Source organism: Corynebacterium oculi, assembly GCF_001412105.1.
Taxonomy (GTDB): Bacteria; Actinomycetota; Actinomycetes; order Mycobacteriales; family Mycobacteriaceae; genus Corynebacterium; species Corynebacterium oculi.
In genome coordinates this window covers 454065-474422 of the sequence record NZ_LKST01000002.1, presented here as the reverse complement: position 1 = coordinate 474422, position 20358 = coordinate 454065, and the positions used below count along the sequence as shown (strand labels likewise).

The following is a 20358-nucleotide window of genomic DNA, read 5'->3' as shown; positions in this document are numbered from 1 at the left end:
GGTATGAGTGATATGAAGACCACCCTGCGTGGGGACCTCAAGGAGGCCATGAAGGCCAAGGATAAGACGCGCACCGGCACGATCCGTATGCTGCTGGCCGCGATTCAGGAAGAGGAAACCAAGGGTGCCAAGCATGACCTCACCGATGAGGAGGTGCTGAAGGTGATCGCCAGGGAGATCAAGAAGCGCCGCGAGTCCGCAGAGGTCTACGCCGCCAACGGCCGCCAGGAGCTTGCCGACGCCGAGCTGGCCGAGGTAGCGGTGCTGCAAAGCTACCAGCCGGAGCAGCTTGACGACGCCGCCTTGGCAGCGCTCGTTGCCGAGGTGATCGAGGGGATGAGCCCGGCCCCGACCATGAAGCAGATGGGCCAGGTGATGAAGGAAGCCACCGCCAAGGCGGCCGGCCGGGCGGACGGCAAGCGCCTATCTGTGGCGGTGAAATCCGCGCTAAGCGCCTAGCCGTTCGCGCAGGCGGTTGGTCAATTCCTCTAGCTCCGAGGTGTCGATGCTGGGGAATCCCGAGCGCGGAGAGGGCTCGGCGGGGGCTTGGGTGGAGGTCGTCTGTGGTTGTTGAACGGGGCGGGAGCCGTCGGACACCTCCAGGGTGACCAGGCTGCCGGGCCGCAGCCCGCCGGGGCTATCGGGGCGGGCCGCCATCACGATGCCGCGCGGGGTGCCGTTGCCGGGTACTTCCTGGATATTCACCATCAGGCCGGCCTCCTCCAGGAGGGAGCGGGCCTCGTCGTCCTTTTTGCCCCGGGCTTCGTCGAGGGCGGTCTGGAGTCGGCCGCGATCGAGATCCCGGTTGTATTCGGGGAGGTTGCCGTCGATAGCCTGTGGCACAGCGGTAGCCCACTGGAACCAGGTGTCCGCGGGCTCGTTGCCGCCGAAGAGGCTGCCGGTGCCGCACTGGTGGACGGGCCCGGTGCACAGCGGGAGGTTCTGGGTTCCGTCGTTGTAGATGTACGGCGCGGCGGAGAGGTTGGAGTTGAATCCCAGGAATGCGGAGGACATGTGTGATTCCGTGGTACCGGTCTTGGCGGCCACCGGCGCGCCCCAGCCCACGGCCTGCGCGGCGCGGGCGGCGGTGCCGGAAACGGCGTCCTCGGATAGCGCCTGCATGAGGGCGTTGGCGGTCTGGGGGTTGAGCACGTCCTCGCACTCGGGGCGCTCGATGGGTACCTCGTTGCCGTCGCGGTCGGTGATGGAGGCGATGGGGTTGGGCTCGCACCAGCGCCCGCCGGAGGCGATGCTGGCGCCCACGTTGGAGAGCTCCAGAGCGTTGACGGCCGTGGGGCCCAGGGTGAAGGAACCGAGGTTGTGATCCTTCATGTAATCCGCCACGGAGGCCTCGCCGTCAAAGCTGCCGGGCGCGGCGTAGGAGCGCAGCCCCAGGTTCACGGCCAGATCCACCACGGGGGCCACCCCCACCTGCTGAATGAGCTGCACAAAGGTGGTGTTGGGGGAGTGCGCCAGGGCGTCCTTGAGCGTCATCTGGGGGGCATAGGTGCCGGAGTTTTCCACGCAATAGGTGGAGGGTGGGCAGCCCTCGGCACCGCCCTCGCCCATGCCGATGGCCTCGAAGCGCGTGGGCACGTCCAGCATGGTTTCTAGCCCCATGCCGTTATCAATGGCGGCGGCGGCGGTGAAGATCTTGAATACGGATCCCGCGCCGTTGCCCACCATGGAGGTGGGCTGGGGCATGAGGGTTTCCCCGTTGTCCGGGTTGAGGCCGTAATTTCGGGAGGAGGCCATGGCGAGGATGTCGCGGGAATCGGAGCCGGGGCGCACCACGTTGAGCACCTCGGCCACGCCGGGCGTGCCGGGGTTGACGTTGGCGGCCACGGCGTTGCGGGCGGCGTCGTGCACGGCGGGGTCGAGCGTGGTGCGAATGGTGTAGCCGCCCTTGGTGAGCACGTCCTTGGGCAGGCCCTTGGTTTCCAGATAGTTCAGGGCGTAGTCGCACATGAAGCCGCGATCCCCGGCGGTGATGCAGCCGTTGGGCAGCGATTCCGGGTTTTCCTGCACGCCGAGGGGCTGGAGTTTGTACTGCTCGGCCTGGAAGGATTCGAGGGCGCCGTAGGAGACCATCGCGTCGAGCACGGTGTTGCGGCGATCGGTCACCCCGTCCGGGTTGGTGTAGGGGTCAAGCACGGAGGAGGATTGCACGATGCCTGCGAGCATGGCGGCCTGGGGAACGGAGAGCTTGGAGGCCGGAATGCCAAAATACGTGCGGGCGGCGGCCTCCACGCCAAAGCTGTTATTGCCAAAGGGAACCAGGTTGAGGTAGCGGGTGAGTACCTCGTCCTTGGAGAGGAGCTTGTCGAGGTCGGAGGCCATGCGCATCTCGCGCAGCTTGCGTGGCACGGAGGTCTCGGTGGCGGCGCTGCGCTCGGCGTCGTCGTCGGCGGCCACGAAGAGCAGGTAGTTCTTCACGTACTGCTGGTTGAGCGTGGAGGCACCCTGGGCCACGCCGCCGGAGGTGAGGTTGGTGACCAGGGCGCGCATGGTGCCCTGCATGTCCACGCCCTCGTGCTCGTAGAAGCGGCGATCCTCGATGGCCACGATGGCGTCCTTCATGGATTGCGCAATATCCTCGGAGGCCACCTCGTAGCGGCGTTGATCGTAGATCCAGGCCATCGGCTCGCCGGTGACGTCGGTGATGGTGGTGACGCCGGGTGCGTGGCCGTCGGTGAGGTCCGCGAGGTTGGATTCCATCGTCGTGCTGGTGCGCTGCACCGCCACCCCCGCGATGCCGGCGGCGGGGGAAAGGGCGATGGCGGAGACCACCCCGATGCTGATGGTGGCACCGATGATCGTGGTCAGCGATTTAGCGATAGACACGTGCTCAACCCTACGCATTTTGCCCTCAAACAGGAACCCCCACCACCTTCGTTTATGTGACTCACTAGACATGAAACATCTCATGTGAATACAATTACCCGCAGAGAAGTGTTAGGTATACCAAAGGAGTGAAACGGTGACGGCCTCTCTCATGTACCAATGCGATAACGCTTTCCTCGACTACGGGCAGGGAAAATGTCCCACCGACATCGTGCGCGATCGCGATGCCTGGGTCATGCGCGCACAATGCCGCGACGTAGACCCAGACGCTCTCTTCGTCCAGGGCGCCGAGCAGCGCAAAGCCGTACATATCTGCCGGGGCTGCCCCGTGATGAGCATCTGCCGCGCGGACGCCCTGGACAACAAGGTGGAGTTTGGCATCTGGGGCGGCCTCACCGAGCGTCAACGCCGCGCCCTGCTGCGCCGCAACCCGGAGATCACCAGTTGGGCCGATTACTTCGCCGCGGGTGGGAGCCTACAGGAACTCTGAGATCCCGGCTACAGTGAGGGGCATGAAAACTTGGGAATACGCCACCGTGCCACTGCTGACTCACGCCACCAAGCAGATTCTGGATACCTGGGGCGAGGACGGCTGGGAACTCGTCACCGTGGTGCCGGGCCCGAACCCGGAGAACGTGGTGGCGTACATGAAGCGCGAGGTGCAGTAGATGAGCGTCACCGACCGCCTCGCGGAACTCGGCATCACCCTGCCCGAGGTAGCGGCCCCCGTGGCGTCCTACGTCCCCGCCGTGCGGGTGGGAACCCAGGTGTGGACATCCGGGCAGCTCCCCTTCCTCGACGGCTCGTTGCCCGCCACCGGCCAGGTGGGGGCCGAGGTGTCCCCCTCCGAGGCCGCCGAGTATGCCCGCACCGCTGCCCTCAATGCCTTAGCGGCTATCGACGCCCTCGTGGGTATCAACAATGTGCGCCGCGTGGTGAAGGTGGTGGGTTTTGTGGCTTCCGCCCCGGACTTCCACGGCCAACCCCAGGTGATCAACGGGGCCTCCGAGGTGATCGGGGAGATCTTCGGCGAGGCCGGGATACACGCCCGCTCCGCCGTGGGAGTGGCCGAGTTGCCCCTTGACGCCCCCGTGGAAGTAGAAGTGATCGTAGAACTTCATTCCTGAAGGGATGGGCAGAAGCACCAGGGGGCGCTAAGCTGAAAGGTATGCAGCATCCTGCCTACAGCCAGCTTCGGCCGGTCACCGCATCGGCCTCTGTTGTTCTGTGCCCCAACCCCAGCTATGCGGCTCTAGAGGGCACCAACACGTGGGTTATCAAGGGGCCCGAGGACGAGCGCTCCATCGTCATTGATCCCGGCCCGGAGGACGAGGGCCACCTCAACGTGGTGCACTCCAAGGCCGGGGAGGTGGGCTTGATCCTGCTCACCCACCGCCACCATGATCACGCCGACGGCGCCCAACGATTCCGGCAGCTCACCGGCGCCCCCATCCGCGCCACCGACCCCGCGCACTGCCACGGGGCAGGCCCGCTTAGCGACGCCGAGGTCATCACCGTCGAGGGCGTCACCCCCCAGATCGAGGTGGTACACACCCCCGGCCACACCGGGGACTCCACCTCCTTTTTTGTGTGGTCCGGAACTCCCGGGGATTCCACGCTGGAAGGGATCATCACCGGCGATACCATCGCGGGCCGCCACACCACCATGATCTCCGAGACCGACGGCAACCTACGCGATTACCTCTCCTCCCTGGCCCTCCTGGAGGAACGCGGCAAGAACATCCCCCTGCTCCCCGGGCACGGCCCCGACGGCGAAGACACCTCCGCCTTTGCCCGCAAATACATCGACCGCCGCCAATACCGCCTGGATCAAATCCGCGCGGCCTGGAAAGAACACGGCAAGGACATCGAACTGCGCACGCTCATCGACGTCATGTATGACGACGTAGATCCCGTTCTGCGCGGCGCCGCCGAGCAATCCACCCGCGTGGCCCTGCGGTACCTTGAGGAAGAAGAGGCCTAAACAACACGCACGCGGTGAGCCGGCGAACTCCGGCGCGAGGCCCTCTCTGTGAGAGGGCCTTTTCCTGTGTTCTGGTGTGGGGCTGTTATTGCCTCAGCGCTAAGGGGTGCCACTGCGGGGTTTCTGTAGATGCCGACCCGGGTAGTGGCACCCCTAAGCGTGGGGGAGTTGAATAGGGTGCTTTCTCGGTGATCCGATCCACCATCGCAAGGGGTGCCACTGCGGGGGCGGCGGTAACAGCGGCCCCTCCAATGGCACCCCTTAGTGTTGTGTATTCGGGCTGGATTGGTCCAACGGGCTCCGGCCTCTGGGCCGTGAGGCTCCGCACGGGGCTGTATCTCGTTAGTAGGCGAGTGCCGGGGTGAGTAACAGCCCCAAGGGGTGCCACTACACGCGGATCACGGCCTGCGCAGCCCGCAGTGGCACCCCTTAGCGCCGTCAACCATGCCATCAACATCAGCCAGACGGAACCAGACAGAACGCGCGCGGCATTCGTCACGGCACACAAAAAGAGAGCCGGGCCATCTCCTCGGAGGATCGCGCCTCTGAGAAAGTTGGTCCCGGCTCGTGGAAAGCTACCGTAGCGCCGCCTGCATGTTATCGGCGCTATCGTGTGGTTATCGCGCGCGTCGGGCTAGGTGCTCGGTGTCCACGATGAGCACGGACTTGCCTTCCAGGCGGATCCAGCCGCGGTGGGCGAACGTGGCCAGGGCTTTGTTCACGGTCTCACGGGAGGCACCCACGAGTTGGGCGATCTCTTCCTGGGTGAGGTCGTGGTTGACGCGCAGGGCACCGCCCTCTTGGGTGCCAAAGCGATTGGCCAGTTGGAGGAGGGTCTTGGCCACGCGGCCGGGCACGTCCGTGAAGATGAGGTCGGCCAGGGAGGCGTTGGTGCGCCGGAGGCGTCGGGCCAGTACGCGCAGGAGTTGCTGGGCGATCTCGGGGTGCTCGTCTACCCACTGGCGGAGCATGGCGGCATCCATGGTGGCGGTGTGAACCTCGGTGACGCACACTGCGGAGGAGGTGCGGGGGCCGGGGTCGAAGATGGAGAGTTCGCCGAACATGTCGGAGGGGCCCATGATGGTCAGGAGGTTTTCGCGGCCATCGGGGGAGTGGCGGGAGAGTTTCACCTTGCCGGAGGTGATGATGTAGAGGCGATCACCGGGCTCGCCTTCGTTAAAGATGGTGGAACCGCGGGTGAACCGGGCCGTCTCCATGTCACGGATCAGGTTGTTCACCGCCGTGGGGTCTACGCCCTGGAAGATCCCGGCGCGGGAGAGGATGTCGTGTACAACTTCCACAGTTTCTCCATTCAAGGTACGGACGCAGAACTCCGGACCTTGTTCCTGCATACCGTGGGGTAGTGGCAGGTGGAGTACGCCCACCTGGTGTACTCGCGTTCGTCGTGTCTATCCCGGATCGAATCTGCGTATTTAACGTGAAATTGTGAACCGGCACCCACTGTACAAGGAAGTTGGGCTTCCTCGCACGGTATGCGTGTGGTTCGGGCGGGGTTCCCGGTGGTGCCGGGGTGTGACCCGCTAGTTGGGAGTCTATAGGACTTCCTAATTGGTCTATAACTAAGAAGAGTAGGGAGTTCTGAACTGGCAGGGCAGGGTGGGTTCCGGGGTGAAAATTCTTTGGGGGAGGGGAGAATGGCACACTAGTGGGCATGGCCGATCTTGCTCTTACTCGTCGCGCGCGGCGCATTAACCGGGAGCTGGCGCGGGCTTATCCGGATGCGCATTGCGAGCTGGTGTACTCCAACCCCTTGGAACTCACGGTGGCCACCGTGTTGTCCGCGCAGTGCACGGACGAGCGGGTTAATAAGGTCACCCCGGCGCTTTTTCGGCGGTGGCGCAGCGCGGAGGATTATGCGCGGGCCGATGAGTCCGAGGTGGCGGAGTATATTCGCAGCACCGGGTTGTATCGCTCGAAGGCCCGGCACCTGGTGGAGATGGGGCAGGCATTGGTGGCTCGCTTTGGCGGGGAGGTGCCCGAGGGCTTGGCGGACTTGATGAGCCTGCCGGGCGTGGGCCGCAAGACGGCGCTGGTGGTGCGAGGTAATGCCTTTGGCCAGCCGTGGATTGCGGTGGATACGCATGTGGGAAGGCTGGCGCGTCGGTTGGGGTTGAGTAAGGAACAGAACCCGGTGAAGGTGGAGCGCGATCTCATGGGCTTGGTGGAGCGTGCGGAGTGGACGATGTTCTCGCACCGCATGATTTTTCACGGGCGCCGGGTGTGCAAGGCGCGCAGGCCACTGTGCGGGCAGTGCCCGGTGGCGTCGGAATGCCCCTCGCGTGAAGCGTAGTGGGGAAGTGATGAGGGATGCGAGATGAATAGGCACGTGGTGGGGTACCTGGTGGCCGTGGTGGCGGTGGCGGTGCTGCTGGTGGCCGCGGTACCGGGCATGATGCGGGGGGATCAAGAAGCAGAGCCCGAGGCTTTCTCCCCGGACTCCTCCGAGGCGCGGCAGGATCGAAGCGTGCCCCCGCGCCCGGACTGTGGGGCGCTGGGCGTGGCCGGGGTGGAGTTGGAGTGCTTGGGCGCTCCGCGGGATTCGTCGCACGTGCAGCCGCAGGATCTTAGCGCGGACGCCGTGACCGTGGTGAATGTGTGGGCCTGGTGGTGCGGGCCATGCCGCGAGGAGTTGCCGGTGATGGAGCGCTTTGCTCAGGCGCACCCGGAGTATCGGGTGGTGGGTGTGCACGCGGACGCGCGGGCGGCCAGCGGTGCTGAGCTGCTCGATGAGTTGGGCGTGGGGCTGCCGAGTTTTCAGGATGACGATAATTCCTTTGCCGGAGCCTTGGGGCTGCCCTCGGTGGTGCCGATCACGGTGGTGGTGCGCGCCGGGGAGGTCGTGACGATGCTGCCCAAGGCGTATTCGGACGTGTCGGAGCTGGAGAGTGACGTGCGGGAGGCCCTGGCATGACGCCCGAGTGGTTGCGCCCGCTGGTGCGTGCGGCGCGGGAGCGGGGGGTGCAGACCCCGGGGCGCGTGGTGCGGGGAGGGGGGCGTCGGCAAGCGGCGGTGTTGATCGCGCTGTCTGGCGACGCCCGCGCGCTGACGCTACCGGGGGACGCTGCGGTGCTGCTCACGCACCGCACTCCGACGATGCGCGCGCACGCGGGGCAGGTGGCCTTTCCGGGCGGGCATATTGATTCGGCGGATTCCGGGCCGGTGGGCGCGGCGCTGCGCGAGGCGTGGGAGGAAACCAGGTTGCGCAGTGCGGAGGTGACCCCGCTGGTGACGCTGCCGCCCACGAGCGTGCGCATGAGTGGTTCGGCGGTGTATCCGGTGCTGGCGTATCGGGATTATCCTGGGAGGACGTATCCCGCCAGCCCCGAGGAGACGGACGACGTGTTTGATGCGCCCCTTGCGGAGCTGATTGACCCTGCGCATCGCCTCACCGTGGGGTGGCAGGGGTGGACGGGCCCGGCTTTTCGCAGCAATGGCTACGTGGTGTGGGGCTTTACCGCCGCGCTCCTGGCGGGGCTTATCGACGCCGCTGGGTGGGCTCGGCCCTGGGACCGCGAGCGCGTGGTGGATTTGGGCGAGGCCCTGGCGGACTCGCGGAATAATGAGAGATGAAAGGGCGGAATCCTTCCAGTGAACCCCGGTGTAATGGTGGACGTACTCGTGGCCTTTGTGTGCCTGCTTGCCCTGCTGGGTGGTTGGCGGCAGGGCGGAATGGCCTCGTTTCTCTCCGCCGTGGGCGTGGTCTCCGGCCTGGTGGTGGGGGCGGGGGTGATGCCGCTGTTGATGGCCAAGATGGAGTCGGTGGGGCTGCGCTTCCTGGTGGCCGTGGGGGTGTTGTTGCTGTTGGTGGCCGTGGGCAACCTCGTGGGAGGCATGGTGGGTTCCGCCGTGCGGCGCTCGATGAAGGCCCGCGCCTCGGTCAAAGCGGATTCCGCGCTGGGGGCGCTCTTTCAGGTATTGGTGACCCTGATGGTGATCTGGCTGGTGTCTATCCCCGCCGCCACGGGCCTGGGGGGACAGTTGGCGGCGGGGATTCAGGGCTCGCGGATCTTAGGCGCGGTGGATCGCGCGGTACCGGATTCCGCCGCGCAGCTGCCGGCCAAGATCTCCGCGTTGCTTTCCGATACCGGCCTGCCTCCGCTGATCTCCCCCTTCGGCCAGGGGGCCTCCCCGGAGGTGGCGGCGCCGAGGATCGAGGTGGAAAATACCGCTCTGGTGGAGCAATTGCGGCCCAGCGTGATTCACGTGATGGGCGAGGCCCCCGAGTGCCGCCGCCGACTCATGGGCTCGGGCTTCGTGGCCGCCGAGGACTACGTGATAACGAACGCGCACGTGGTGGCGGGCACGCAGAGCGTGCGGCTTGATACCACCCTGGGGGTGCGGGACGCGAACGTGGTGTTCTACGACCCCGAGGTGGACATTGCGGTGCTGCACAGCCCCGGGCTGGGGATCGCGCCCCTGGCCTGGGCTGATTACACGGCGGAGACGGGCCAAGACGCCATCGTGATGGGCTTCCCAGAGTCCGGCCCCTTCGAGGCGGCCCCGGCCAGGGTGCGCGAGGCGCTGACCATCGCGGGGCCGGATATTTATGCCTCGGGGCGCTTTGAGCGCGAGGCCTATACCCTGCGGGGCTCCGTGCGCGAGGGCAACTCCGGCGGGCCGCTCTTTGACGAGGCGGGCCAGGTGCTCGGGGTGATCTTTGGTGCCTCGGTGGATCAATCGGATACCGGCTACGCGTTGACGGCCAACGAGGTTCGTGAGCGAGTGGGTGACCTGGGGGCGTTGCGGCAGCCGGTGGGCACGGGGGCGTGCGTGGCGCGGTGAACCCCGCCCCCTACCGCCTGGGGTCCTCGGCGTGCCCGGTGATGCCCGCGCCCCGAAGAAAGTCCCCGATGACCGCCGCGAATGCCTCGGGGGCCTCCACGCTGGGCAGGTTTTTGGTGCCCGTGAGGTGGCTGCGGCGGGCGGGTTTCTTAGCCTGCGTCTTATCTCGTGTGCTGCTCCCCGGGCCGCCTTCCGGGCCGCGCTGCGCACCGTTTTCCACGCTGTTCTTTGTGCCGAGGGGCCGTCCGGGCAACTCGGGTGGGCTCAACCGTGCGGTGGCGCGCCGCGCCAGGTGTGTCCACATGGGTTTGGGCGGGGCGAGCATGAGGGTGGGTGCGGTGATTTTCAGCCCAAACCACTTGGTAGGAATGGTGGAGGTGAGTAGCCGGTTGTTGCGGCGTCGCGCGGCGAGGGTGGAGCCGATGCGCCGCGCGGTGAGCCGCAGCCGCAGGGCTTCCTCGTAGCGGGGGGTGTGGTGGAAGGAGGCGTCGGTGGTGCGGCGGAGTTGCCAGCGGAAGAAGGAGTCTCGGTGCAGGAGCCAGCGCAGGGGGAGGCGGCTGAGGGCTCGGCGCAGCAGGGTGGTGGTGTGTAACCAGGGGCGGCTGGCGGTGGCGCGACGAAGATCCACGGGGTGCGCGGCACACACGGAGACGAGCGCGTCTACCTGGTGGGGTGCGGCCGCCGCGGTACACCAGGCGATGGTGCCGCCGGTATCGGTACCCACGAGGGCAGCCGAGGTGTGCCCGAGCGCGCGGATGAGTCCGGTGACGTCCCCCACGGCGGAGCGAATGTCATAGCCGAAGCCCGTGGGGGGTTTATCGGACATTCCGTAGCCGCGCATGTCTACGGCGGCCACGTGAAATCCCTGAGCGGCCAGGGGGGCGATCACGTCCTTGTAGTCGAACCAGCCGCCAAAGCTGCCGTGGAGCAGGAGTATGAGGGGGTTTTTGGCCGAGCCGGCCTGGGCCACGTGGAGGCGGATCCCGCGGGTGTAGATGAGGTCATGGCGAAACGGGCCGTCGAGGCGCACGACGCTGGGGGAAAGCGGGAGTTCTGCGGTCATGAGCACTCCTTGTGGTGGGCGTACGGCGGGCGTGGGAAACCTCCCGGCGCGATCGTGTGCGCGGCGGGAGGCGGGAGGAGGAGCGGTGGGGGGAGGCTAGCTGTAGAGTCCTCGATCCTTGGCTTCTAGCTTCTTTTGGGCGGAGCCGGGGACGAGGTTTTTGAGTTCGGTCACGGACTCGATGGTCTTTTGGGGTGCACCGAGGCTCTTGACCTTCTTCACGCCCACGAGGGCGAGCAGCCCGGCGGTGAGGAGCATCACCAGAAAGACGATGAGCAGGGAGGCCCAGGCGGGAAGCCAGAGGCTGAGCAAGGCCGCTACGAACATGAAAAAGAAGAAGGTGCTGTAGAGCGCGATGGTGCCGGCGGCGCCGAAGAGGCCGCCGCCGATGGCGCCCTTTTTCACCTCGGCGGTGAGTTCGGTTTTGGCTAGCTCCAGTTCGGCGCGGAAGAGGCTGGACATCTGCGAGGTGGCGTTGCTGACCAGGGTGCCGATGGACTCTTGCCCGGTGGAGGCATCGACGTCGCTCAGCGGAATAGACTTCACCTGCGGTGTGAAATCACTCGGGCCGTCGGTAAAAAAGCCGTCCTTGTTGCTCACGTTATTCCTCCCAGGAGCGGGGTCGTCATTATTCTTCGCTTCTACATAGTGTAGACGGTACTGTTCACGCCTACCCTACCGCGTTCTCCAGGGGTTCTATAGGCTGGGAGCCATGCTTGATGGGCTGCGCCGCCTCGGGGGCGTCGATACGCTCGCGCGGCAGGCCGCCGCGGACATCGCCGCCGTGCATCGTCGCCCCGTGAATCTTCGCCGTTACCAGGTGACCTCTGCGGAATCCGTGCTGCGGGGAGCGCGCAGCACCATGCTTATCGACGCCCTCCCTTCCGCCGCGTCCGTGCGAACCTCGCTGGAGGTGGGGGGTTATGGCCTCCTCGCGCCGGGCCGTATGGATGCCACGGTGCGTACCTGGGCCCGCGCGCCCTTGCAGGTGATCGCCCGGCTTGACGTGTTGTTTGGCGGGTCGGGCGTGCCGGGTGAGGGGTCGGCGGCGCGCCTGCGGGAGGTCGGTGCGCTGGTGGTGGGGGCGGCCGATGATGCCTTGGTGCCGCAGGTGGTGCACGCGGAGATCGCCGCGCGAGAGATGTTTGGGCCGCGCAGCGGCGCGGTGGCGCGGGTGGCTGCGCGGGTAGCGGCGGTGTCTAGTGGTTTTGATCCACGAGGGTTGGCGGTGCCGGAGCCGTATTTGCACCGGCACCGCCGCGAATATCGGCGGGCGCTCGCAGGGTATGCCTCTGATTCTGCCTCGGTGGGTGAGGTGGCGGGCTTGGTGGAGTTGCTGTTGAGGTCCTGGATCGATGGGGCTCGGGAGGCGGAGTCCATCGCGGCTTCACTATGAGTTGGGTCACTTTTAGGGGGCTGTCTTGCCATTACTTTTTGGCTATGGCATACTCGCCTGTGCAAGGCCCCGATATACTGTGTGGCCTGCCCCGGTCCGCCCCCCGAGACCGGGTTACTTGACGGCCCGCGCACACCCCCCCGAGGCGCGGGCCGTCCCTTATGTCTGGGGTTAGTTTTCCCTTTACCACATTGCGGGTGCGCTGGCCCGTGGGTTATCCACAGTTTTTGGTGGCACGTCAGCACAATGGCCGGGTTATCCACAGCCCCGCGATGAATGCCCCCACCCCTTCCCACCGCGCAGCACACTGAAGGCATGAAGCCTTCTTCCTTTTTCATTCTCCTCATCGCGCTGCGCCCTGCGCTGCATTCCGAGGCCCTGCACATCGCCGTGGCCAGTGGAATGAAGGTGATTGATACCACCGATCCCGCAGAGATCATCCGCTATTACCCGCGCGCCGGGGCCATCCTCGTGGAGGAGGAGGCGCGCTCCCTTTTGCCGCCCCCGCCGCCGCGTGGGGCCCGCCGATCTACCTCGTGGTGGGTGATCCCGGCCCGGTGCCGCATCACGCTGTGGTGGCGTGCCATGCCGATCGCGGCTTTGTCATTCCCGCCCAGGCCACCGATCTCCTTCGAGCGCTGGGTGAGGCTACCCGTGCGGGAAACACCCAGGACTCCTCGCGGGGCCGGGTGGTGGGCATTCTCGGCGTGGTGGGCGGGGCCGGAGCCTCGACGCTGGCTCTGGCGGTGGCGCGGGAGGGGGCGCGCCACCAGCGCACGGTGCTCATTGACGCGGTGGATCACTCCGGTGGCCTCGATCTTTTGGCGGGCTGCGAGGATACCCCCGGGGCGCGCTGGCCTGATCTGCATGTGGCGGAGGGGACGCTGGCCGCCGAGGACGTGGTGGCGGCGCTTCCGCGCCAAGGAGAGGTAGCGGTGCTTTCCGCCGCGCGGGGCCAGGTGGACGAGGGCTATCGCCTGGCAGAGGAGGAATTGCGGGGAGCCGTGGATACCCTGCGGCGCGGAGGATACCCGGTGGTGCTGGATATAGCCGGCACGGGAGATCTGGGCCTTGCTGGGGCGGAGGTATGTGATGAAGTGGTGCTCCTGTGCTGCGCCGAGGTGCGTGCCGGTGCGCGGTTGGCGGGTCTGGCCGCCCGGCTACGAGCACGGGGTATCGCGGCGAGCGTGGTGCTGCGTCATCGCGGTTGGTCGGGCCTTGATGCCCAAGATATTCAGCGGTTAAGCGGGCTTCACGTGGTGGCGGAGCTGCCCACCATCGCGGGCTTGGCCAAGGCCGCCGAGTTGGGTGGAATACCCGCTCGCCTTCCCCGCGCAGTGCGCGGCGTGGCTGAGGCGGTGTGGCGATGATGGCGCATGAGGCCGTGGTGGAGCGCGTGCAGCGGCGTTTAGCCGGGCAGTCTCGCGCGGCCACCGCCGCGGAGATCGCCGCTGTAGTTCGGGAAGAGGCCGGGGCGATTAGCGATGTTGATGTACTGACCATCCTGCGCCGCCTGCGTGATGATTCCGTGGGGGTGGGCGCCCTGGAGCCGGTGTTGGCGCTGCCGGGCGTGACGGACGTGCTGGTCAATGGCCCGGATCAGGTGTGGTTTGACCGAGGCCGTGGGGTGGAGCGCGCCGAGGTGCGTTTCCCCGATGCATCCGCCGTGCGCCGCCTAGCCACCCGGCTGGCGGTATCGGCGGGCGCGCGCCTCGATGATGCCCAACCCTTTGCTGATGGCCGTCTTAGCCGAGAGGACGGCACGAGTATCCGCTTCCACGCGGTGCTGAACCCGCCCTCGGAATCGGGAACGTGTCTGAGCCTGCGGGTGCTGCGCCAGGCCACGCTGAGCATGGAAGAGCTGGTCCGCTTAGAGGCGATGCCGCCAGCGGTGGCGGATTTTCTGCGCGAGATGACGCGCCAACGGTGCTCGTACCTCATCGTGGGTGGCACGGGGACGGGGAAAACCACGCTGCTATCCGCGCTCTTGGCGCAGGTGCCCGATACCGAGCGGCTCTTGTGCATCCAGGACACCGCAGAACTGGCCCCATCCCACCCCCACGTGGTGAACCTGGTGGCGCGCCGGGCCAACGTAGAAGGGCGGGGAGCGATCACGCTCTCCGAACTCGTGCGGCAAGGCCTGCGCATGCGGCCGGATCGGATCGTGGTGGGGGAGATCCGTGGCGCGGAGATCGTGGATCTTTTCTCCACGCTCAATACCGGCCACGAGGGCGGCGCGGGCACGCTGCACGCGCATTCCCTCGCGGAGGTATCCGCCAGGATCGAAGCGCTGGCGGCCCTGGGCGGCCTGGGACGTCAGGCGGCGCACAGCCAGTGGGCTGCGGCGGTGAGGGTCATATTGGTGATGCGCAGGCTGAGAAACGGAAGGCGGGTATTAGCGCAGATCGGAGTAGGGGAACGCACAGACTCCGGGCTGGTTCACGTGCGAGAGGCCTGGCGGATGGGGCAGGACGCCTCCTGCCTCGCAGCGGTGGGGGCATGGGAATGATGAGCCTGGTGGGGTGCTGCGCGGGACTCGTGGCCCTGCTGCCAGCGCGACCGGGAACCCGGCTGGGAGAGCTTGTGCGCCGAGGCTATCGACGCCCACGGCACGCCTGGTGGGTGCCGATGATACTGGTGGCTGCAGCCACGGCGACGGCGATGCCGCCAAGCGTGGTGGTCTCTGCCGGCATCGTGACAGCAACGGCGTGGATCATGGCGCGCTCCATCGTGGAGCGGCGCCGCCGAGAACGCCAGCGTCACCAACTAGCCACCGTGCTCAACCTCGTGGCCCACCACTTGCGTAGCGGCGGAGAGCCCGCGACCGCGCTGCGCGGCGCGATGGAGCGGCACCATAACCTCGACGGAGAACTCAAGGAGCGGTTGCTTCTGCTTTCTTCCGGCTTTTACGGTGCCGACAGTGCCGCCACCTCGATGCCGGAGGTACGCACCGTGGCGAGGGTATGGGAGGCGGCCGAGCACCACGGGATCGCGCTGGCTCCGCTGCTGAGCAGGGTTCATTCCACGCTGGAAAAGGAATTGCGGCACGGCGCGGCCACCCGCGCCCGCCTGATGGGGCCGCAGTCCACCGCCGTGGTACTGACCTTTCTGCCGCTTGCCGGTGTGGCCCTGGGCTCGATGATGGGCGCCGATCCCCTCGGCCTGCTCCTCGGTGGTGGCTTGGGCGGAATGCTGCTCATGGCGGGGATAACCCTGATCGCCGCCGGGGCCTTGTGGTCTCACGCGCTCCTAGAACGAGCAGGAGGGAACCGATGATGCCCCTCATGATGATCGTATTAGCGCTGATGATTGCCCCCGTGGGTGTGCGGAATCGTCGGCTTCACAGGGAACGCAGTGCCACCCGCCCCCGCGACGGGCCAGCAGGCGGAGCCCTCCGCCGAATCGCCGTGTGGGCGAACACCCGGCTTCGCCGGGGTAAGGAGGAGGCCGCACCGGGCGTGGCGGCAGACATTGATCTCTATGCCGCGTGCCTGAGCGCGGGGTTGGGGCCGGTGATCGCGGCCAAGGTGGTTTCTACCTGTAGTACCTCTTCGGTGCGCGATACCTGGTGCATGATCGCCTCCCTGCTTGCCATCGGGGTATCTCCGGAGCGGGCTTGGGCCGAGGCACAGACCATACCCGGGCTGCGGGAAGTGGCGCAGTTGGTGTGCCATTCCCATCACAGCGGTGCGAGGTTCGCCCAGGCCGCCGCCGAGGTGGCCGAGGGGGTGCGCCACGCCGCCGAGGATCGCGCCACGGCCACGGCCGAACGCGCTGGGGTACTCATCGCCATGCCGCTGACCCTGTGCTTCCTCCCGGCCTTCTTTCTCCTGGGGCTTGCCCCCGTGGTGATCGGTGTGGCACACAACGTCTTTTAAAAGCAACGCATCATGTTCGGAAAGGAATACATCATGAACCGTTTGACCGAGGTTGTGCTTCGGGCACTACACGCAGCCGCGCAGCGCGCGGTGCGGGAAACAATCAGGCTCGGCCGCGATAACCAAGGCCTGAGCACCATCGAATACGCCATGGGCACCCTTGCCGCTGCGGCCCTGGCGGCCGTGCTGTACATGGTGGTCAACAGCTCGGCGGTGACGGACGCGATCCAGGGAATTATCACCGATGCGCTCAACAACACCCCGGGCTAACGAGCCGCACCGTGCGTACCTCATGGACCTGAGGGGTCCGTGACGGTGGAGGCCGCCGTGGCGATCAGCGCGTTGATCGCGGTGTTTGCCGCGCTCGGAGCGGGCCTGATGACGCTCGCGGCGCAGGTATCGGCCATCGACACCGCTGGTGCGGCGGCGCGGCACTACGCCATCTCAGGCGAACACCTCGTGCCGGAACGCGGCAGCGTGACCCTCTCGGAGAAAGACGGCAAGGTGATCGCCGCCGCCGAGATTCCTGCTCCTCTTGGCACCATGAGCGCCCGGGCGACCTATCCCCTTGAAGCAGCCGGGGAAACACGGGAGCAGTGATGAGAAACAAACGATCGGTGGCGTGGGGTGGAAAGGAGGGATACGCCACTGTGGTGGGGGCAGTGCTATGCGCGGCCCTGGTGGGGTGCGCGGTACTGGTGGTGACGCTCGCAGGGGGCGTGATCGCCCAGCACCGTGCGCAGGTGGCGGCGGATATGGCCGCTATTGCGAGGGCACAAACCCTGTGGCGCGGGGAGGACTCCTGCCGGGCCGCCGAGGAAACGGCACGAGACAACAGCGCGGAGATGATCCGATGCCAGGAGGAAGGAGTGGACGTGATCGTGGCGGTGCGGATTCGGGGGCGAGAGGCGGCGTCGCGGGCAGGGGTGGTGTGAATGGGTGACTCGTTGCGGGGCTAAAGGTGGGGTCCCGCGCTATACTTTCAAAGAGATGGTACGGCTGTGCGATTACTTCCCTCGGCCTTTAAGCATGGGCTTGGCTGAGAAAATTCTATGTACCTAGAACTTCAGAGAGGGGATCCGGTTAAGGTATTTGTTATCGGAATAGATTGAGGTTTCCTATCCCCTCGATGCGGGTGGGAGGATGGTGGTATTCCATGCAATGCCTGCAAGTGGGGCGGCCTATGGAAGGCTGAAGCGTAAGAAAAGGAGGGGATGATGTTTGTCTACACAGATGAGCAATTGATGGATATGGCGGATCGGTATTCTAATGGAATCCCCCCGGAAGAGTACTCCGGAAATGGGATATTTGGCCCTGCGGCATGGGTGCTAGATGTTTTTACTTTTGAAGAGTTAAGTTACCTGGCCAATTATATGCACGGGGTGGGTGTTGAGGATGCTGGGCAATATAAAGAGTGTGGTGGCATGGTAGAAAAAAGAGACCATTCAAGAGCAAGAAACTTGACATCGGAAGAAATCGCCCGCAAGCTCCGCGATCATGCCGCAGCGGAGGGGGTAACGGAATTACAGATCATCCAGGCGGCCCTGGAGGCCTACCTTGCTGACCGAGAGGTTCGAGTTCACAAGAGCTAAGCCTCACGAGCGTCTCCAGCAGCCGCACCGCTCCGGCTTTGCTCAGCGGCTGGTTGCCGTTGCCGCACTTGGGGGATTGCACGCAGGAGGGGCAACCCTCCTCGCAGGCGCAGGAACGCACCGCGTCATGGGTGGCCTTGATCCAGGTGGGGAAGTGTTTGAAGCCGCAGTCGGCAAATCCGGCCCCGCCGGGGTGGCCATCGTACACGAACACGGTGGGCAGCGCGGTATCGGGGTGATCGGTGGTGGAAAGGCCGCCGATGTCCCAACGGTCACAGGTGGCCAGCAGGGGAAGCATACCGATGGCGGCGTGTTCGGCGGCGTGGAGAGCCCCGGGCCACTGCGCCGGGGGCAGGCCGATCCCTTCTAAAAAGTCAGGGGTAAGGGTGTAGGCCACGGCGCGAGTGCGCAGGGTGTGGGTGGGCATGTCCAAGGCAACGGTGTCCATGAGGGTGCCGTCGGGGCGTCGTACCACATAGCCGATCACCTGGCGCGATACCTCTACGTCTATGCTGCGCAGGTGGACGCCGGGGACGAGGGGACGCGGAGGGAGGGCGTCGCCAAGCACCCGTACCGCGGTGGTGCTGCGGGCGAAGGTCGTGTAATCGACCTCGGTGGGGCGCACGAGGGCTACGGCGTCATCGAGGTCGAGGGCATCGACGATGTAGGATTCGCCCTGGTGGAGGTAGATCGCTCCAGGGTGCACCTGGGCGGGGGCGCGGGTGGCGTCGATAGTGCCCAGCAGGCGGCCGTCGCTGGTATCGGCGATGAGAACGTCGCCGCTGGTATTGCCGCGTAACCCGAGCGCGCCGTGGGCGGTGGTGGTCTCATCCCCCACGGCGAACCAGCCGCGTGGGCGCCGGCGCAGGAGCCCGTGGGCGGTCAGATCGTCGATCACCTCGGCGGCGGCAAAGTCCTCCACGTCTTGAGGGGTTAGGGGTAGTTCCACGGCGGCGCAATAGAGGTGTTCGCGCAGGACATGCGGGTTGTGGGGATCAAACACCGCGCGTTCGAGGGGGCGCTGCAAGAGCGCGGCTGGGTGGTGGACGAGGTAGGTATCCAGGGGATCATCGCGCGCCACGAGGACCACCAGGGAATCCTGCCCACGCCGCCCCGCGCGCCCGGCCTGCTGCCACAGGGAAGCCACCGTGCCCGGAAACCCGGCGGTGACCACGGCGTCCAGCCCGCCCACGTCGATACCAAGCTCCAGGGCGTTGGTGGTGGCCACGCCCACAAGCTCCCCGGAATCGAGTTGTCGTTCCACCTCGCGGCGATCCTCTGCCAGGTAGCCCGCGCGGTAGGAACGCACCTGCCGTGCGGCCAGCGGCTTACCCATGACCGCGAGGTCCTCCGCGGCGAGCATCGCCGTGGCCTCGGCGGAGCGCCGGGAACGCACAAAGGTCAGAGTTCGTGCGCCCTGGGCCACGAGCGCCGCCATAAGCCCGGCGGCCTCCGAGGCTGCGGAACGACGCACCGGTGCGGCCTGCTCCCCCTCGTGGCCGGGGAGAAACCCCGGCTCCCACAGCACCACCGTGCGTGCCCCGGCGGGGGAGGCGTCATCAGCGATGGCCCGCACCCCGAGGCCGGTGAGCAGGGAGGCGTGCTCGGCGGGATCGGCGGAGGTGGCGGAGGCCAGGATGAATGTGGGATTGGAGCCATAATGGGCTGCCAGGCGGCGCAACCTGCGCAACACCAGCGAGACGTGCGCCCCGAACACGCCCCGGTACATGTGGGATTCGTCCACGATCACGTAGCGCAGCCGCCGCCATAGGCGCGCCCAGCGGGGATGATGTGCGAGCATCGAGGAATGCACCATATCCGGGTTGCTGAGAACAAAGCGGGACTGCTCGCGGATACCCGCGCGAGCCTCGGCGGGGGTATCGCCGTCATACGGCGCGGGATGCACCCCGCGCAGCGGGCCCACCGCGCGGCATAGGCGGCGCAGTTGCCGGAGCTGATCGGATCCCAACGCTTTGGTGGGGGTGAGATACAGGGCGCACGCGGTGGGATCCCGCGCCAGATCCGTGAGCACCGGAAGCAGATACCCCAGGGACTTCCCGGAGGAAGTGCCGGTGGCCATGATCGCGTGCTGCCCCGCGTGCGCGGCCTCGGCAGCCTCCGCCTGGTGCGCATACAGGCGAGCAATGCCGTGCCCCTCTAAGTGCTCGCGCAACTCCGGCAACACCCACTGCGGCCAGGGGGCGTAGTGCGCCGGGCGCGCTGGAATGGTGGAGCAGTGCGTGCACTGCGATTCCGGGAACCGGGCACGCAGCGCGCCGAGGAGTTCTTCTCCCCGTGGCGGAGGTAGTGGCATGGGCGTGTTTTACCCCCTTTTGAGGTTAATCGGAGCGTGTGTGGCCTGGGATTTTCCCGAGATAGACTTTCGATACTATCGCGCAGGCGTAAAACATGACACACTAAGACAAGGTCGCAGTTTCTGTGCGCAGTGTGTAGGCGCTCGCAGGAGATGAACATGCGGGCGCCCAGGGCCACACCCGGTGCTGGGTAGTTTGATGAGACCCGTTTTCCCGTCGGCGCAACAGCGCGCCGGCACAGAACCAAAAGAAAAGGTTGCAAAAACATGGCACAGGGAACTGTTAAGTGGTTCAATGCCGAGAAGGGCTTTGGCTTCATCGCCCCCGAGGACGGCTCCGCCGACGTATTCGTCCACTACTCCGAGATCCAGGGCAACGGCTTCCGCACCCTGGAGGAGAACCAGCGCGTGGAGTTCGAGATCGGCGAGGGCGCCAAGGGCCCCCAGGCTCAGCAGGTGCGCGCCCTCTAAGGCTCCACGGCTC

At 66.3% G+C, this 20358-nt stretch carries 24 protein-coding genes; 19 read left to right on the top strand and 5 right to left on the bottom strand.

Features of this window, described 5'->3' with window-relative positions; translation table 11 throughout:
- Window positions 1-3 precede the first annotated feature (3 nt).
- Window positions 4-459 carry a GatB/YqeY domain-containing protein gene (locus tag Cocul_RS06270; protein WP_055122423.1) on the top strand — a complete coding sequence of 152 codons (456 nt, stop codon included), beginning with the start codon at window positions 4-6 and terminating at the stop codon, window positions 457-459.
- Here the strand turns inward: Cocul_RS06270 and Cocul_RS06265 are convergent.
- Complete coding sequence (locus Cocul_RS06265) at window positions 448-2844, bottom strand: transglycosylase domain-containing protein (protein WP_055122422.1); 2397 nt, start codon at window positions 2842-2844, stop codon at window positions 448-450. The genes Cocul_RS06270 and Cocul_RS06265 overlap by 12 nt on opposite strands.
- Window positions 2845-2980: 136 nt before the next feature.
- Here Cocul_RS06265 and Cocul_RS06260 point away from each other — a divergent pair, with 136 nt between their 5' ends.
- Genes Cocul_RS06260 through Cocul_RS06250 form a run of 4 tightly spaced genes read left to right on the top strand, consistent with a single transcriptional unit; the run spans window position 2981 to window position 4828 of the window.
- A complete protein-coding gene (locus Cocul_RS06260) occupies window positions 2981-3334 on the top strand; it encodes a WhiB family transcriptional regulator (RefSeq protein ID WP_055122421.1) in 354 nt (117 codons plus the stop codon).
- A 22-nt stretch (window positions 3335-3356) separates the two neighbouring features.
- Window positions 3357-3512, top strand: coding sequence for a Sp36 family protein (gene sp36, locus Cocul_RS12315; RefSeq protein WP_150114396.1), 156 nt, complete (start codon window positions 3357-3359; stop codon window positions 3510-3512).
- On the top strand, window positions 3513-3971 hold the full coding sequence (locus Cocul_RS06255) for a RidA family protein (RefSeq protein ID WP_055122420.1): 459 nt from the start codon (window positions 3513-3515) through the stop codon (window positions 3969-3971).
- A 41-nt stretch (window positions 3972-4012) separates the two neighbouring features.
- A complete protein-coding gene (locus Cocul_RS06250; protein ID WP_055122419.1) occupies window positions 4013-4828 on the top strand; it encodes an MBL fold metallo-hydrolase in 816 nt (271 codons plus the stop codon).
- Window positions 4829-5445: 617 nt separating this feature from the next.
- Here the strand turns inward: Cocul_RS06250 and glxR are convergent.
- Entirely contained in the window at window positions 5446-6129 is a 684-nt protein-coding gene (gene glxR, locus Cocul_RS06245) for a CRP-like cAMP-activated global transcriptional regulator GlxR (RefSeq protein ID WP_055122418.1), read from the bottom strand.
- 371 nt (window positions 6130-6500) lie between these two features.
- On the opposite strand from glxR, the gene nth reads away from it, so the two are divergent.
- From nth to Cocul_RS06225, 4 genes are read left to right on the top strand one after another with little or no spacing between them, the layout of a single operon-like run.
- Entirely contained in the window at window positions 6501-7139 is a 639-nt protein-coding gene (nth, locus tag Cocul_RS06240) for an endonuclease III (protein ID WP_055122659.1), read from the top strand.
- 24 nt (window positions 7140-7163) lie between these two features.
- Window positions 7164-7760 carry a TlpA family protein disulfide reductase gene (locus Cocul_RS06235; protein WP_055122417.1) on the top strand — a complete coding sequence of 199 codons (597 nt, stop codon included), beginning with the start codon at window positions 7164-7166 and terminating at the stop codon, window positions 7758-7760.
- Window positions 7757-8419 (top strand): NUDIX hydrolase, encoded by a 663-nt coding sequence (locus Cocul_RS06230; RefSeq protein ID WP_055122416.1) that lies wholly within the window; start codon window positions 7757-7759, stop codon window positions 8417-8419. The genes Cocul_RS06235 and Cocul_RS06230 overlap by 4 nt, the downstream gene beginning before the upstream one ends.
- A gap of 33 nt (window positions 8420-8452) precedes the next feature.
- Window positions 8453-9631 carry a MarP family serine protease gene (locus tag Cocul_RS06225; RefSeq protein ID WP_055122415.1) on the top strand — a complete coding sequence of 393 codons (1179 nt, stop codon included), beginning with the start codon at window positions 8453-8455 and terminating at the stop codon, window positions 9629-9631.
- A 10-nt stretch (window positions 9632-9641) separates the two neighbouring features.
- On the opposite strand, the gene Cocul_RS06220 is transcribed toward Cocul_RS06225, so the two are convergent.
- Complete coding sequence (locus Cocul_RS06220) at window positions 9642-10694, bottom strand: alpha/beta fold hydrolase (RefSeq protein WP_055122414.1); 1053 nt, start codon at window positions 10692-10694, stop codon at window positions 9642-9644.
- Window positions 10695-10790: 96 nt separating this feature from the next.
- Window positions 10791-11294, bottom strand: coding sequence for a phage holin family protein (locus tag Cocul_RS06215; RefSeq protein ID WP_055122413.1), 504 nt, complete (start codon window positions 11292-11294; stop codon window positions 10791-10793).
- A gap of 112 nt (window positions 11295-11406) precedes the next feature.
- Here Cocul_RS06215 and Cocul_RS06210 point away from each other — a divergent pair, with 112 nt between their 5' ends.
- The 9 genes from Cocul_RS06210 (at window position 11407) to Cocul_RS12305 (ending at window position 17560) form a co-directional block, all read left to right on the top strand.
- On the top strand, window positions 11407-12090 hold the full coding sequence (locus tag Cocul_RS06210; protein ID WP_055122412.1) for a hypothetical protein: 684 nt from the start codon (window positions 11407-11409) through the stop codon (window positions 12088-12090).
- A 557-nt stretch (window positions 12091-12647) separates the two neighbouring features.
- Window positions 12648-13460: a septum site-determining protein Ssd gene (gene ssd / locus Cocul_RS06205; RefSeq protein ID WP_160318496.1), complete on the top strand. Its 813-nt coding sequence runs from the start codon at window positions 12648-12650 to the stop codon at window positions 13458-13460.
- On the top strand, window positions 13457-14599 hold the full coding sequence (locus Cocul_RS06200) for a TadA family conjugal transfer-associated ATPase (protein ID WP_055122410.1): 1143 nt from the start codon (window positions 13457-13459) through the stop codon (window positions 14597-14599). Before ssd ends, Cocul_RS06200 begins: the two co-directional genes overlap by 4 nt.
- Window positions 14590-15366: a type II secretion system F family protein gene (locus tag Cocul_RS12310; RefSeq protein ID WP_150114395.1), complete on the top strand. Its 777-nt coding sequence runs from the start codon at window positions 14590-14592 to the stop codon at window positions 15364-15366. Before Cocul_RS06200 ends, Cocul_RS12310 begins: the two co-directional genes overlap by 10 nt.
- Before the next feature lie 8 nt (window positions 15367-15374).
- Complete coding sequence (locus tag Cocul_RS06190) at window positions 15375-15968, top strand: type II secretion system F family protein (protein WP_160318495.1); 594 nt, start codon at window positions 15375-15377, stop codon at window positions 15966-15968.
- 33 nt (window positions 15969-16001) lie between these two features.
- Window positions 16002-16238 (top strand): DUF4244 domain-containing protein, encoded by a 237-nt coding sequence (locus tag Cocul_RS06185; RefSeq protein ID WP_055122658.1) that lies wholly within the window; start codon window positions 16002-16004, stop codon window positions 16236-16238.
- 39 nt (window positions 16239-16277) lie between these two features.
- Window positions 16278-16568 carry a hypothetical protein gene (locus Cocul_RS06180; protein WP_055122407.1) on the top strand — a complete coding sequence of 97 codons (291 nt, stop codon included), beginning with the start codon at window positions 16278-16280 and terminating at the stop codon, window positions 16566-16568.
- The gene (locus Cocul_RS06175; protein WP_069723581.1) at window positions 16568-16903 is read left to right on the top strand and encodes an Rv3654c family TadE-like protein; all 336 of its coding nucleotides are present in this window, start codon (window positions 16568-16570) and stop codon (window positions 16901-16903) included. The genes Cocul_RS06180 and Cocul_RS06175 overlap by 1 nt, the downstream gene beginning before the upstream one ends.
- A 279-nt stretch (window positions 16904-17182) precedes the next feature.
- On the top strand, window positions 17183-17560 hold the full coding sequence (locus Cocul_RS12305) for a hypothetical protein (RefSeq protein ID WP_150114394.1): 378 nt from the start codon (window positions 17183-17185) through the stop codon (window positions 17558-17560).
- On the opposite strand, the gene Cocul_RS06170 is transcribed toward Cocul_RS12305, so the two are convergent.
- Complete coding sequence (locus Cocul_RS06170) at window positions 17499-19874, bottom strand: DEAD/DEAH box helicase (protein ID WP_055122405.1); 2376 nt, start codon at window positions 19872-19874, stop codon at window positions 17499-17501. The genes Cocul_RS12305 and Cocul_RS06170 overlap by 62 nt on opposite strands.
- Before the next feature lie 267 nt (window positions 19875-20141).
- On the opposite strand from Cocul_RS06170, the gene cspE reads away from it, so the two are divergent.
- Window positions 20142-20345, top strand: a complete 204-nt coding sequence (cspE, locus tag Cocul_RS06165) for a transcription antiterminator/RNA stability regulator CspE (protein WP_055122404.1) — start codon at window positions 20142-20144, stop codon at window positions 20343-20345.
- Window positions 20346-20358 lie beyond the last annotated feature (13 nt).